General features: G+C 39.3%; 13 protein-coding genes and 4 pseudogenes. 12 read left to right on the plus strand and 5 right to left on the minus strand.

The features are described 5' to 3' along the window. Window position 1: 1 nt before the first annotated feature. From PGRAN_RS09910 to PGRAN_RS09935, 7 genes and pseudogenes are all read left to right on the plus strand, one after another. A pseudogene (locus tag PGRAN_RS09910) lies at window positions 2–861 on the plus strand (fumarylacetoacetate hydrolase family protein). A gap of 21 nt (window positions 862–882) precedes the next feature. Continuing rightward, window positions 883–1,242, plus strand: a complete 360-nt coding sequence (locus PGRAN_RS09915) for a YisL family protein (protein WP_036066836.1) — start codon at window positions 883–885, stop codon at window positions 1,240–1,242. A gap of 35 nt (window positions 1,243–1,277) precedes the next feature. Further along, window positions 1,278–2,180, plus strand: coding sequence for a YitT family protein (locus tag PGRAN_RS09920; RefSeq protein ID WP_036066838.1), 903 nt, complete (start codon window positions 1,278–1,280; stop codon window positions 2,178–2,180). Next, window positions 2,180–2,332: a hypothetical protein gene (locus PGRAN_RS16820; RefSeq protein ID WP_159101134.1), complete on the plus strand. Its 153-nt coding sequence runs from the start codon at window positions 2,180–2,182 to the stop codon at window positions 2,330–2,332. Before PGRAN_RS09920 ends, PGRAN_RS16820 begins: the two co-directional genes overlap by 1 nt. 249 nt (window positions 2,333–2,581) lie before the next feature. Further along, the gene (locus PGRAN_RS09925; protein ID WP_241433331.1) at window positions 2,582–3,136 is read left to right on the plus strand and encodes a FadR/GntR family transcriptional regulator; all 555 of its coding nucleotides are present in this window, start codon (window positions 2,582–2,584) and stop codon (window positions 3,134–3,136) included. Window positions 3,137–3,768: 632 nt separating this feature from the next. After that, window positions 3,769–5,073 (plus strand): PTS sugar transporter subunit IIC, encoded by a 1,305-nt coding sequence (locus tag PGRAN_RS09930; protein ID WP_036066841.1) that lies wholly within the window; start codon window positions 3,769–3,771, stop codon window positions 5,071–5,073. Between the two features lie 18 nt (window positions 5,074–5,091). Continuing rightward, window positions 5,092–6,512: pseudogene (locus PGRAN_RS09935) on the plus strand (glycoside hydrolase family 1 protein). Window positions 6,513–6,866: 354 nt separating this feature from the next. Here PGRAN_RS09935 and PGRAN_RS09940 read toward each other — a convergent pair. Then, window positions 6,867–7,676: a Cof-type HAD-IIB family hydrolase gene (locus PGRAN_RS09940; RefSeq protein WP_036066842.1), complete on the minus strand. Its 810-nt coding sequence runs from the start codon at window positions 7,674–7,676 to the stop codon at window positions 6,867–6,869. A 161-nt stretch (window positions 7,677–7,837) separates the two neighbouring features. Between PGRAN_RS09940 and yjfP the strand changes: the two are divergent. Continuing rightward, window positions 7,838–8,591: pseudogene (gene yjfP, locus PGRAN_RS09945) on the plus strand (esterase). Between the two features lie 61 nt (window positions 8,592–8,652). After that, window positions 8,653–8,961: a metal-sulfur cluster assembly factor gene (locus PGRAN_RS09950; protein ID WP_036066843.1), complete on the plus strand. Its 309-nt coding sequence runs from the start codon at window positions 8,653–8,655 to the stop codon at window positions 8,959–8,961. A gap of 68 nt (window positions 8,962–9,029) precedes the next feature. Here PGRAN_RS09950 and PGRAN_RS09955 read toward each other — a convergent pair whose 3' ends face one another. Beyond that, window positions 9,030–9,380 carry a PTS sugar transporter subunit IIA gene (locus PGRAN_RS09955; RefSeq protein ID WP_036066844.1) on the minus strand — a complete coding sequence of 117 codons (351 nt, stop codon included), beginning with the start codon at window positions 9,378–9,380 and terminating at the stop codon, window positions 9,030–9,032. Window positions 9,381–9,529: 149 nt separating this feature from the next. Here PGRAN_RS09955 and PGRAN_RS09960 point away from each other — a divergent pair, with 149 nt between their 5' ends. Both PGRAN_RS09960 and PGRAN_RS09965 read left to right on the plus strand, forming a co-directional pair. Then, window positions 9,530–9,727 carry a hypothetical protein gene (locus tag PGRAN_RS09960; protein WP_036066845.1) on the plus strand — a complete coding sequence of 66 codons (198 nt, stop codon included), beginning with the start codon at window positions 9,530–9,532 and terminating at the stop codon, window positions 9,725–9,727. A gap of 624 nt (window positions 9,728–10,351) precedes the next feature. Then, on the plus strand, window positions 10,352–10,873 hold the full coding sequence (locus PGRAN_RS09965; RefSeq protein ID WP_036066847.1) for a type 1 glutamine amidotransferase domain-containing protein: 522 nt from the start codon (window positions 10,352–10,354) through the stop codon (window positions 10,871–10,873). 73 nt (window positions 10,874–10,946) lie between these two features. On the opposite strand, the gene PGRAN_RS16315 is transcribed toward PGRAN_RS09965, so the two are convergent. The 3 genes and pseudogenes from PGRAN_RS16315 to PGRAN_RS09980 all read right to left on the minus strand — a co-directional run bounded on the left by PGRAN_RS16315 (window position 10,947) and on the right by PGRAN_RS09980 (window position 13,223). After that, entirely contained in the window at window positions 10,947–11,186 is a 240-nt protein-coding gene (locus PGRAN_RS16315; RefSeq protein WP_420911975.1) for a hypothetical protein, read from the minus strand. A 156-nt stretch (window positions 11,187–11,342) separates the two neighbouring features. Beyond that, complete coding sequence (locus PGRAN_RS09975) at window positions 11,343–11,762, minus strand: DUF805 domain-containing protein (RefSeq protein ID WP_036066851.1); 420 nt, start codon at window positions 11,760–11,762, stop codon at window positions 11,343–11,345. A gap of 172 nt (window positions 11,763–11,934) precedes the next feature. Beyond that, a pseudogene (locus PGRAN_RS09980) lies at window positions 11,935–13,223 on the minus strand (NCS2 family permease). 194 nt (window positions 13,224–13,417) lie between these two features. Here PGRAN_RS09980 and PGRAN_RS09985 point away from each other — a divergent pair. After that, a complete protein-coding gene (locus PGRAN_RS09985) occupies window positions 13,418–14,065 on the plus strand; it encodes an HAD family hydrolase (RefSeq protein ID WP_036066855.1) in 648 nt (215 codons plus the stop codon). Window positions 14,066–14,085 lie beyond the last annotated feature (20 nt).

The raw sequence follows: 14,085 nt of genomic DNA on the forward strand, positions 1-14,085 counted from the left end.
AATGAAATGGACTAGCTTTAGAATTAGTGGTAGGGAGTCATTTGGTATCGTTAAGGGAGATAGAATTATTGATATTAGCGCATTCTTCGCAGAGTCTGAGTGTCCGCATACATTGGTGGAGCTTATTTCGCAACCGGAGAAATTGGCTCATATTGAAAAGCAACAAGAAGCGATGCATGGTGCGATTCCGTGTAAGGATGTGCAGTTTTTACCGGCGATTATACCGCCGAATAATGTGATGGCGGTTGGGAAGAATTATAGGAAACATGTGATGGAGATGGGGAGCGTCGCGGATATTCCTGAGGCGATTATGATTTTTACGAAGAGCAGTAATACACTGGTTGGGCACAGAGGACGATTCCTTTACATGCGTGTGTGACTAGTGAACTCGATTATGAGGGGGAGCTCGCGGTTATAATTGGCAAGGAAGTGACGAATATTTCTGAGGCAGAGGCCTTGAATGCGATTTTTGGCTATACGATTTTGAATGATGTGACGGCGCGCGATTTGCAGGTGAAGCATAAGCAATTTTATTTAGCGAAAAGTTTAGATGGAAGTTGCCCGATTGGTCCTTATGTGGTTACGAAGGATGAAGTTGGTGACCCGAGTGCATTACGGATTCAGACATGGGTGAACGGGGAGAAGCGGCAGGATGGTACGCTGGATCAGCTTATTTTCCCTATTGCGATGATTATTTCGGAGTTGTCTAAAGGGCACACACTTATGCCTGGAGATGTCATTGCAACGGGGACACCTGATGGGGTTGGTAAGGCGATGAAACCACCGCGTTTTCTAAATGAAGGAGATACGGTTACAATTACGATTGAAGGCATTGGAACGCTAGAAAATCAAGTTATGTAAAGAGGGGAATGGGAAATTTTTATGTGGTCTTATATTCATTTGATTTCATGGGTGGGTATCGTAATTTTTACATTGGTTGCGTTGGTTATCTATAAGAAATCGGCAAAAGTGTTTACCATTATGCAAATGTGTAATCGGGTGTTTTATATTACGGTTATTTTGAGTGGTATTATGATGATGCAATATAGCTTTAGCGAGCATATTGTTGTGTCGATTTTTAAAATATTGCTTGGCTTGGCAACAATTGGTGTTGTGGAAATGCTACTTATATATCGGAAAAAAGAGAAGCCATCGAAGCTCTTTTTTGTGTTGTTTATCGTGTGCGTGATTGCAACAGTGAGTGTTGGTTTTTATTTATCTGGAGGAAGACCGCTATTTTAAGCGTGCTTTAATTTTTTTGAAAGTGGGAAATTGGGTTGAATCAACAGCAAATTTATATTGATGGTACGAAGAAATTTTTTATTGCAGTGCTTGCTGCATTGCTTAATGCGATTGGAATGAATTTCTTCTTAATTCCGGCGCATGTTTATGCAAGTGGCTTGACTGGGGTTGCACAGCTGACATCGGATTTATTACAAGATGGTGTTGGTATTAGTTTGTCGACGGGGTTGCTTGTCTTACTGCTAAACATTCCAGTGGCAGTGTTGGGCTGGTTTAAGGTTGGCCGGGCGTTTACGGTATTCAGTTTTGTGACGGTTGCTTTTATGTCGTTATTTTTGATTGTGATACCGGTGCAAGAGGTTTCTTCGGATATTTTATTGAATGCGATTTTTGGTGGAGTTATTTCTTCTGTGGGGATTGGTCTTGCGCTTAAGTTCGGGATATCTTCGGGAGGGCTTGACATTATCGCGATGTATATTACGATTAAGACGGGGCGCTCTTTTGGGAAGTATTTTTTGCTGATGAATGGGGTTATTATTCTGATTGCTGGTTTTACATATGAGTGGACATTTGCTCTTTATACGCTGATTTCATTGTATGTTTCGAGCAGGGTGATTGATACGATTCATACGAGACATCAGAAATTGACGGCGATGATTATGACGCAAAATCCAGAAGATGTGATTAAAGGGATTCAGGATAACATGTTTCGTGGGATTACAGTCGTTGAGGCGATCGGGGCGTATTCGAAGGAAAGCGTGACGATGCTTGTGATTGTGATTACGCGATATGAATTGTATGATTTGACGCATGTTGTTCAAGCTGTGGATCCGCGATGCTTTATTAATGTTGTGGAGACATCTAGTGTATTTGGTGATTTCCGTTCGGAGGCTGATCAGAAAATGGCGATGGAGATGTATAGAACTAGAATGCATTAATGATGAAAAAAGCTAAAATAAGCCAAAATAAGCACGCGCCGAGTGAATGGTGGACTTATTTTGGCTTTTTTGTGGATGCTTTTATGATTGCCCATACGGCCATGAAAGCGATGAACCAGCAGAAGATAATAATAATGGCTAACATTGTTTAACACGTCCTTTGGAGAAGGTCTATGCTTTGAGTATATCATTTTTCAACTACCTATTAAAAGTTATACAAATTAAGAAGAGTATTATAAAATGAAATTACAGTGTTTGGCAAATCGGAACCTATAGTATGACTGACATTATACAGAATAAGAAATAAAGTTACCTATGTTCACTAACTAGAATTTGGACATAGCGTAAATTTACAAAATGCTAATAATAATACATCAGATGACTAGAGAGGAGAAAATAAAATGCGTGAAAATTTGGTAGAAAATACAGCTGATAAATTACTTGAATATATACGTTTAAAGGAATTTAAGATGGGAGACAAATTACCTAATGAATATGCCCTTGCTGAGGAATTGCATGTTGGACGAAGCACCATCAGAGAGGTGGTCAAAGTATTAGTTGCGCGAAATATACTACAAGTTAGGCAAGGTTCTGGAACATATATAAGTGAGGGAAAGGGTATTGTCAAGGACCCCTTAGGATTTTCTTTAATTAAAAATAAAAACAAAATGATTAAAGATTTGTTTGTCTTAAGATATATATTAGAGCCTCCAATGGCAGCTTTAGCAGCAAAAAATGCTACAGCACATCAAATAAGCCATATGATTCACTTAAAAGATGCTATCGAAGTTTCCTTCAAAAGTAATACGGATGAACATATAGAATTAGATATAGAGTTGCATAAAACTATTGCAGAAGCGAGTGGGAATATCGCACTTTCTCACATTGTGCCCATTATTAATGAATCTATCGCTTTGTTTAATGAAAATTATAATGTAAGTAATTTAAAAAACTGAAACAATAGAACTGCATAATGACTTGGTAAACGCTATTGCCAAACACGATGAACTAAGCGCGTTGGATGCTATGACAGTACATATGGCGAATAATAGAAAGGAATTTAGCAAAGTTAGTCAGTCAAACTAGCAAAAACTATTGACAAGTCATCTGATGTATTTTATTATAAATACATCAGATGACTTATTAGGAGTGATGCATAGAGAATTAAGCTATGAATTGGTTGGCTCAACAAATTTAGTAAGTTTAGAGCTATCATATATAACAGCTAGCATGATGCGAACGTTGGAAACCTGTGGGTGAAGCAATATATAGTCTTTCAAGCATAATATTGAATCAGAATTTTTTTTGAAAGTAATTGAAAGCGTAATCATACATGAGGAAATAGAGATAAGTGATTAGAAATTACATAAAGACTCTGAAAAATTTATCTAAAATTGGCATGTAAACTAGCTGTTGCAATTGTATGTCTAGGGATGGTTCGAGTTCTCTATATTTTAAAAATTTATTATAAATAGACTAAATAGTTAGAAATAATACTATTTTCCGCACGCAATAATTAAGTTGGGTAGCTAGTAATAATATGAAATGATAGATAGAAAACATTAAATAAATAGGGGGTCAAAAAATTATGGGAAGCGGATTTATGGGGAGATTATCAGATGTCTTAGGAAGATTTGCAACCAAAGTGAATAGTTTACGCTATATCATGGTAATTAAAAATGCCTTTTCTGCACTTATCCCGGTTATTATCACAGGGGCATTTGGTACATTATTTTCAGCAATGGTTTTTGATGCAGAAAACGGATTAGCAAAAATTCAATTCTTGAGTTTTCTAGCGGAGCTAAAACCTATTGCTTCATCGATTAGTTATGTTACTTTAAGCTTTTTAACAATTTATGCTGTTTTCCTGATTGGGATTGAATTAGCCAAGCTGAATAATTTGAAAGGAGTTTTTCCTGGCATAATTGCGGTGATGTCGTATTTAGCGGTTACCCCAACAATTTATGGATTCTTATCTGATGATAAAAACATACTTGTAGAAAATGTTTTAGCTAAACAGTACACAGATACAAAAGGTTTATTTTTAGGAATGATCGTTGCCATCGTATCTGTAGAATTATATAGCTGGCTAGGCCGTCAAAAAAGATTACAAATCAAAATGCCCGATACAGTCCCAGCAAATGTATCAGCTAGTTTTTCCGCATTAGTTCCTACCATAATTACAATTGCAGCCATGGCTACCGCAGGATTCGCTGTTAAAGCAATGACAGGTATGTATGCCTATGATATTATCTATCATCTTGTGCAACGGCCTTTAGAAGGAGTCGTTCAAGGATTGCCTGGAATATTACTTCTAATGCTAATAGCGCAAATTTTCTGGGTAATAGGGATTCACGGTAACCAAATGATTAAACCGATAAGAGAACCATTGCTACTTGCATCAATCGCAGTAAACACGGAAGCATTTGAATCGGGTAAAGAAATTCCTAATATTATTACGATGCCTTTTTGGGATATGTATATGAGTATAGGTGGTTCTGGAGTGACGATTGGGCTGCTTGTTGCCGTTTTCATGGTCGGTAAAAGAGAAGATATGCGTGAAATAACAAAACTTTCTTCAGCACCAGGCATTTTTAACATTAATGAACCCGTCATTTTTGGTATGCCAATCATGTTGAATCCAATTTTGGCTATCCCGTTTATCATTACGCCGCTAATAACAGGTACAATAGGCTATTTCGCAACAGCAACAGGTATAGCAGCTAAAGCAGTAGTGATGGTTCCATGGCCAATGCCGCCTATTGTGAATGCTTATCTAGCAACCGCAGGAGATTTGGGTGCAGTAGCTACGCAAATTGTCTGTATTATAGTTGCCATTCTTATCTATTTACCATTTGTTAAAATATCTAATACAGCACAGCAAAAAAATTAATAAGAAAAGAGGAATATTATGAAACTATCCATTCCTGAAAATTTTATTCTTGGCGCGGCCTCATCAGCATGGCAAACGGAAGGCTGGAAGGGTAAGAAAGAAGGCCAAGACTCCTATCCTGATTCGTGGTATAAAAATGAAAAATTTGTTTGGCATAATGGGTATGGTCCTGCAGTAGCAACTAATTTTATGGAGCAATATCAAGAAGACGTTGATTTAATGAAAGAGATTGGCCTTACTCATTATAGGACTTCTATTAATTGGTCCCGCTTTTTTACTGACTATGAGAACTTAATTGTTGATGAGGACTATGCAGGGCACATTGATGATGTTATAAACGCACTGTTAGAAGCGAATGTGGAGCCTATGCTGTGCTTGGAACATTACGAATTACCAGTGTATTTATCTGAAAAATATGATGGTTGGTCGTCAAGAAAAGTAGTAGATTTATATGCTGGCTATGCAAAGATAGCTTTTGAGCGCTATGGAGATAGAGTGAAGCAATGGTTTACTTTCAATGAACCAATAGTTCCTCAAACACGTATCTATCTAGACGCTATCAGATGGCCTCACGAACAGAATACTAAAAAATGGATGTTATGGAATTACCACAAAGCATTAGCAAGTGCTCAAGCTGTTAAGGCATATCGTTCCCTAGGACTAGAGGGAAGAGTAGGTTGTGTATTAAATCCTGAAATGGTATACGCTAGGTCAGATTCAAAAGAAGATAAAAAAGCTGCGGAAATGTATGATTTGTTTTATAATCGAGTCTTTTTTGATCCTATGGTTAAAGGGAAGTATTCATCGGAACTTATTGCGTTATGTACGACATTTGATATCTATTTTAATCCTGATGATAACGACTTATCAATAATTAGCGAAAATACGCTTGATTTTTTAGGGATTAATCAATATTATCCAAAAAGAGTCAAAGCTCCAAGGTATGAGTGGAATAAGACGACGCCATTCCATCCTGAAATGTTCTTTGAAAATTTTGATTTGCCGGGGAAAAAAATGAATGATTCACGCGGGTGGGAAATATATCCGAAAATTGTATATGATATGGCTCACTATTTAAAAGACAATTATGGAGATATTCCATGGCTTATCACTGAAAATGGAATGGGCAGAGAAAATGAAGAAGCGTATATGGATGATTTGGGCACTGTAAATGATAGCTATAGAATTGATTTTATTAAGCAGCACATCAAATGGTTACTTAAAGCCGTTGAAGAAGGGTCCTCTTGTGAAGGATACATGTTATGGGCGTTTACAGATTGCGTTTCTCCGATGAATGCCTTTAAAAATCGATATGGCCTCATAAGAATTGAACTAGAACGAAAAAAGAACGCGTTCGAAAAAAAAAATCAGCGGAATGGTATGGATCAATTATTCAAGACCGGGTATTAGAAATAGCCGACGAATGTGAATGGAAATAGCATTGCGTGGACTATTTAAGTTCATGATGGACTAGGTATGCATATTAAAGAATACAATTTGAGTCCTCACGATAACGTATTTGAATCATGAGGACTCATTAATAGATGCAGGAATCCCTTCCATACTTATTTTTTCCCCGTATATGCAAGGAGAACGTGCCCTAATTTGGAATGAAAAACAAACCGGGAGTTTTAAAGGATTAAGTATTACTCATAGGCGTCCGGAAATTATGCCATCCGTTTTGGAGGGACTTAATTTATGACAATGGAAAAAATACGTAGCAAGAATCTAGTTTCAGATTGTTGCTACGTATTTTTCTAGGTCAGAGAATCTTTTGTTTCTGACTTTCTATTTTAAACGCCGAGATTTTCTTCTAGATACACTGCGATACCATCTTCTTCATTGGTTAGTGTGACTGTGTTTGCAACATTTTTCAGTGGTTCAATGGCATTACCCATCGCAACACCAACGCCTGCATAGTCGAGCATTTCAAGATCATTATCTTCATCACCAAAAGCGATGATATCTTTGCGGTCAATGCCTAGAGCTCGGCTTGCAGCTTGAACACCAATTGCTTTATGCACGCCGAATTTGGTCATTTCCATTGCGGGCCATTCCGCGCCCCAGTTGCGATACGTCACGATGTTGGAAAGGCGTGTATCCATATGGCTACTGATTTCTTGCAACATGTCGTGGCTTGCGAAAAATAGTAGTGAGGTCGGGTCTGTTGTCATTGTATTGCGCAAATCACCGATAAAAACATTGTCCTTACCTTGCTGGAACATATCTGGAACACTGGCGTTGCGCTCACGTAAGAAAACACTATCTTGAACCTCTGCTGCAATATTATCAAGTGCATAATTCGTTGAAAAATCAAGTAGTTCGTGTGCTGTTTTCAAGTCAATCGCTTGGTGATAGGCGTCGCTAAACTTGATATCACGCGGATGATGGAATACGGCTCCGTTAAAATTCACAATCGGTGTGTCGAGAGCTAATTCATAATAATACATATGGCTCATACGATACGGTCGGCCCGTTGCAATCATGACTTCATGGCCATTTGCTCGCGCATTTTCTAATGCTTTTTTTGTTCGATCCGAGATGGTTTGATCAGCTTTTAGAGCGGTTCCATCAAGATCAAGAACGATTAATTTTTTTGTCATATATGTCTCCTCATTCTTTTCATAATTCGTATATCTAGTCCCCGTTTTGATAAAGTGATAGAATAGATAGTATACCTTCATGATAGACGTTCCTAGGCGCTTTGTAAATGTCTAAGGATTTTACAAAAACTTAATAAATGACGCGGAAATGAGGCTTATCAATGATTCAAGTAGAACATAAATGTATAAAAGAAAATTCCAGTCCTACATATTTTTGACGGGACACATGCGACCGAGAAATTACCGACTGTCTTTTTTTATCATGGTTTTCAATCGCAAAAGGAATTGTATTTGCCGTATGCGTATTTGCTAGCGCAACGTGGAATGCGTGTGATTTTGCCAGATGCACCGATGCACGGGGAACGGCAGGCCGGTGAATCCGATATGGAGCAAGAAATTTATTTTTGGGATACGGTTCGAGGGAATATTGATGAATTACCGATATTAAAAGCGGCGCTAGATTCAGAAGGTTTGATTGATACGTCGAGGCTTGCTATAGGCGGTTTTTCGATGGGGGCGATCACAAGCTTTGGAATGTTAGCGCAGTACGAGTGGCTAAAAGTTGGTGTTTGTCTTGCTGGTAGCTCTTACTACGGGCATTTTGCGAAGGCGCTAGCGGATGGTGTCATCAAACAGGGACTCCAGTTTCCATTTGACGTGAACGAGCGGATACTTGAGTTGGCACCATATGATTTAAGTGCGGCTCCCGCGAAGCTCAAAAATCGCCCATTGATGATATGGCATGGTAAAGAGGACGATGTGGTGCCATTCCAATACAGCGAGAAGCTATATGAGGCGCTAGTTGAGGAAGATATGTCGGATAATGTGGCTTTCATAGTGGACGAAAAAGCTAAACACAAAATCTCGATGGAGGGTATGCTCGCAGGTGTCGGCTTTTTAGAGGAAAAATTATAATGAAAATCATTCTCAACTATGTTACAATAATGAGAGAAAATCAAAAGGAGGCTACTACTTCATGGATGCAGAACTAAAAGATAATTTGATGGGTGCGTTAGAGCAAGTCATTGATCCAGAGCTAGGCATTGATATTGTCAATATTGGTCTAGTTTACGATGTAGATTTGGATGAGGACGGGCTTTGTACGGTAACAATGACATTAACAACGATGGGATGTCCACTTGCTGGGGTTTTGACTGATCAAGTACGCGTAGCAATGTCGGATATTCCAGAAGTGAAAGATACGAAAGTGGACTTGGTGTGGACGCCGGCTTGGACGAAAGACCGGATGTCACGTTATGCTAAAATCGCACTCGGTATACGATAAAAAAAGATGCACAGATACGTTAGCGAAATACCGAGCAGGTTATTGCGCTATCACATCTGTGTATCTTTTTACGTTTCTTCTTCTAATTTTTTAATGCGGGCTTCAAGTTCACTTTGTTTTACGTATTGTTTTACGATTTGTTTTGCTAAATTGAGTTCTGCTTGAGCGGTCATCAGATGATCTTGACCATGTACTAGCAAAAAGGATGGTGTTATCTCTTGTTCTGAATTCCTTCTAGAGACCAACTTTGTTTGCCACGCGTGACCTTCTAAAAACTGGACTTCGGCTTTTTGTAAGTGAGATGTTGCTTCTTCAAATTTATAGTTTTCAGCGGCCGTGATGGCAGCATAAGCTTCTTTACGTGTGTTTCCACCATGAAGAATTAATTTTACAACGGCTTCTTCTGTATGAATATCCATTATTCCACCTCATTCTAACGCTTTTATCTTATTGTAGCAAAGCGTGCTAGGAATTGCTATCATTAGGTTTATCAGGCTATGGTACGATGACTTCGATTTGTTGATACGTTATAATGATAGAATAAATAGGACGGGAAGAGGGATTAATCATGGAAGAGCGGTTATATGATCTTGAGGACAAAGTACAGGATTTAGAGTTAGAAGTATTGGAGTTACGCAGGCAAGTGAATGAACTAGAACAGGCCAAAACGATGAAGTCACATAATGGTAGTTGGTCATGGGCCATCTGGGCGTTAATTCCGATCGTAGCAATTATTTGTAATATGATTATAAAATTAGTAGACTAATAAGCGTAACTCGATTCCCCAATGAGGCATTGGGGAATATTTTTTTGAAACGTTCGCATCTGTTCGCATCGAGGGAGCAGGAATTTGTACCTCAATTTAGGTAAAATTCCATGTTTTAGCTAGAAAAGCCCTTTATTGGGCTACTTGGAGAGGATTTTACATATAAAACTCTATAAACTTCGGTTATTTTAGTCACAAAAATTACACAGTTTGTTCCCTTGCTTTTTTTGCTGAAGAAAAGTAGAATGTATATATACCTTGCAGATGGTGTAAGTTCTTATTTTGACAAAAGTATACAAGTGTTGTTTATTTTTGTGGGGATAAGACCCTATCATGGTTATAATGGAATTCGGTGTATCCATCTTCCAAATGGTAAGCATTTATGTTTATCATATGATTTCGCATCGACAACCATTATTTGTTTTCATTCATCTCATTTGCCATGTAGTTTTCGTTTGTGCCTCATCCCGTTAAGCATAAACATTCGAACATGATGGCGTGCCTAGTCTATTGACTAGGCTTTTTTTGTAGGACGGTATTTTGTTTTAAATAAGCAGATTACTTCAAGCTTGCTATTTCTATTGTTATACTTGGAAGTAGCAATGATCGAAGGAGGACGACGAGATGGTATTGAAAGGTAAGAAAGTTATCGCTTTAATCAGTGAGGATTTTGAGGATTTGGAATTGTGGTATCCTGTTTTGCGAGTTCGCGAGGCTGGTGCCGAGGTTCACTTAGTTGGAGAAAAGGCGGATACGGTATATCATGGGAAATATGGTGTTCCTGCAACGAGTGATTTTAGTTTTGAGGATATTAAAGTGGAAGATTACGACGGTATTTTGGTTCCGGGTGGCTGGTCACCAGATAAATTGCGCCGTTTTGATAAGGTGCTGGACTTCGTTCGTTATTTCGATAAAGAGAAGAAGCCGATTGGGCAGATCTGCCATGCTGGTTGGGTGCTTATTTCGGCGGGGATCTTAGGTGGTGTGAATGTGACGAGTACGCCTGGAATTAAGGATGATATGACGAATGCTGGCGCGATTTGGCATGATGAGGCTGTTGTGACGGATGGCCATATTATCTCGAGTCGCCGCCCACCAGATCTTCCGGAATATGTACCTGCTTTTATCGAAGCTTTTAAGAAATAATATTCGGACACAAAACAAAAACACGTATTTCCTAATATCGCTTAGGAGTACGTGTTTTGTTTTGCCTGTTTTTTTACGTGAAGTAATAGCTCACGACAAAGCCAACGAAGGATGGAATCGCGGTAACGACGAGTAGGATGCTCCATCGCATTTGAATTTTTCGGTTTGGATTTTGTGACCTGCCAATGGAGACGAGTGCGGAGCAGATAATTGATGCAAATATTAAGACCATCAATACGAAGGAGAATAGCGATGACATGCTGTATCCGGTCGTTAATAAGCTGAAAATGATAACTAACGCGGCAATTCCAATGCCACTAAAAAATGCTTTCCACAAATGGCTCACTCTTTTCTATTCAAATCTCTCTTTCCTTTATAGCAGATATGTAAGGCGAATGTCTAATAAAATGGCTATATATATAATTTTTCAAACAAAAAGGACGAAAATTGATTCGCGTCCTCTTGTGTATTAAAAATCGAAATCGTCTGCTATGGATAGTTCGCTAGGTAGGCACATGAAAATGATCATAATAATACTGCCTACAAATGGAATCAAGCCGAGTAAAATGAACCAACCACTTTTATTGGAATCATGCAAACGGCGAATGCTCAAAGCTAGCATTGGAATAAATGTTGCTAATTCATAAAGAAATAGTAGTATCAAGATAAACAATGTGGAACCGGATGTCATGAGGAACACTAAGTCCCCCGAGGCGTTGGTTGCAGACGTTGCCACTGTAAATACGATGAAAACTAGCATTAATACATAAAAGATACTAATAATAATAGCATTCCATAAAATCGCATACCAATAAGCCGAGCGTGTAGAACGTCCAGTGAAATTCACATAGTTTTTCCAAAATGATTTATATGATTCTAAAAATCCCATGATAAGCCCTCCCTTCTAAGGTGTTATGTACTAGTATAGCATGATTTCGAGGCTTTGAGTTTGTCGGAATGGTGAATAAACGAGGGCTCAATGTGGGTATTTTTGCATCGAATTGGGAAATAGGTGAACTAGAAAAGTGATACTCCCAAGATAGGAATATCACTTTTTGTTGTTAATGTGGTAGGAATGCGACTAATATAAAGAATAGAATCGCGATGACGATAAGGAACCAGTTGAGTTCGCGCCATTTACCTGTGAAGATTTTTAGGATTGGGTAGGAGATGAAGCCGAATGCAAGACCGATTGCGATGCTTGAAGTTAGTGGCATCGCAAGGATGACTAGGAATGCAGGGAAGGCTTCGTCAAGCGTGTCCCAGTCGATTTCTTTAACGGCGCCAATCATCATGCTACCAACGATAATAAGGCTGGTGCGGTGATTGCTGAAATACCTGAAACGGCACCGACGAGTGGGGCGAAGAAGGCGGAGACAATAAATAGTCCTGCTACGGTTAATGTTGTTAAACCGGTACGTCCGCCTGTTGCAACACCTGCGGATGACTCGATATACGCACTTGTTGGTGTTGTACCAAACATGGAGCCGACACTGGTTGCGACTGCATCTGCGAGTAAGGCATGTTTGGCATTTGGCAAGCTTTCGCCTTTCATCAGACCGGCTTTTTTAGCGACGCCGATCATCGTTCCTGTTGTATCGAAAATCGTGATTAGCAAGAAGGATAGAACAACGCCGTACAGGCTGTATGAGATCACATCACCGAATGCGTGAATTGGGTTGGTGATGACAAGATCAGGCATCGATGGCATTTTGACAAAGCCATTGAATTTTAATTCGCCTGTGAAAAAAGCGATGATTCCGGTGGCGATCATCCCGATGAAGAGCGCCCCCTTGACATTTAGCGCCAAGAAAATAAGTGTAATTAAGAGGCCGGCGATGGCAAGCAATGCTTCTGGTGAGTGAAGATCACCAAGTCCCACAAGATTGGAGTCGCTTTTCACGATGATTCCCGTCATGCGGAAACCTAGGAAGGCGATGAAAAGTCCAATCCCCGCTGTGATACCTGCTTTTAGTGTATGCGGGATTGCCGTGATTAATTTTTCACGAAAGGGTGTTAATGATAGTAGTAAGAAAATGATACCCGCTACGAAAACCGCTGTGAATGCTGTGGTGTAGTCTAATTTTTGCGTAGTGACAACGGTGACGAAATAGGCATTCATCCCGAGCCCAGGCGCAATCGCGATGGGGTAATTGGCGAATAGTGCCATCCATAGTGTCCCGATGACCGCCGAAATAATCGTTGCCATGAAGACTGTGTTAAAAGGAACGCCTGCTGCTGAAAGGATAGCCGGGTTTACGACAATGATATAGACCATTGTTAAAAATGTTGTAAAGCCTGAAATGACCTCCGTTTTGACATCTGTTCCATGAGCCTTTAGTTGAAACATAAAATTCCACTCCCTTTTATAATTAAAAAGATGATTTCTCGTCTTATTACGAACGTTTTAAAATCACATCTACAATAATATTCGTTTTTCGATTGAAATGCAAGCTTATTTTGGGAAGTTATATTCTTTTTAAGGATGAAACGGTTTCATATGTTATAATGAAGGTGTTGAAATAAGTGAGTTGGAGGAAAATCATGAAAGCATTTGTTTTTGATTTTGATGGCACGATGATTGATACGGAAGCGGTTTGGTTTGACGAAACACAGAAATATTTGCAAGAGAACTATGGTATGGAGTTGCCGATGAATGTTTATGAGCAGGTGGTTGGGAGCACGGATGAGCCGTTACTTCTATATATGGCAGAGCAGACGAATGGTAAATTTGATGCAGCGGCTTTTCAAAAATACATAGACTTACAAGTGCACAACGGCCGTGATAAATTGGAAATGCGTGAGGGTTTCATGCGATTGTTTCATTATGCCAAGGATAATGGCTACAAAATTGGCTTGGCGACAAGTTCAGCGCGGGCTTGGGTAGATCCTATTTTAGAGAAGTTTGGTATCTTAGAGGACTTTGAAACGATTCAGACGGCGGATGATGTGGAGGTTATCAAACCTGACCCAGCGCTTTATCGTCAAGCAATAGAGGCGCTTGGTGTGAAACCGGAGGAAGCTGTTGCTGTAGAAGATTCTCGGAATGGTTCTTTGTCAGCAGTAGGTGCAGGACTTCACGTGATTGTTGTGAAAAATGAAGTGACGAAGGGCATTGTGTTCCCGGAAGGTACGAGTGTTTATGATTCATTTGAAGATGTGGATTTGGATGCGTTTTTAGTGGGTAAATAAAGAAGGAAATGATGAGGAGT

Origin of the sequence: Listeria grandensis FSL F6-0971 (genome assembly GCF_000525835.1) — a bacterium.
Lineage (GTDB): Bacteria > Bacillota > Bacilli > Lactobacillales > Listeriaceae > Listeria_A > Listeria_A grandensis.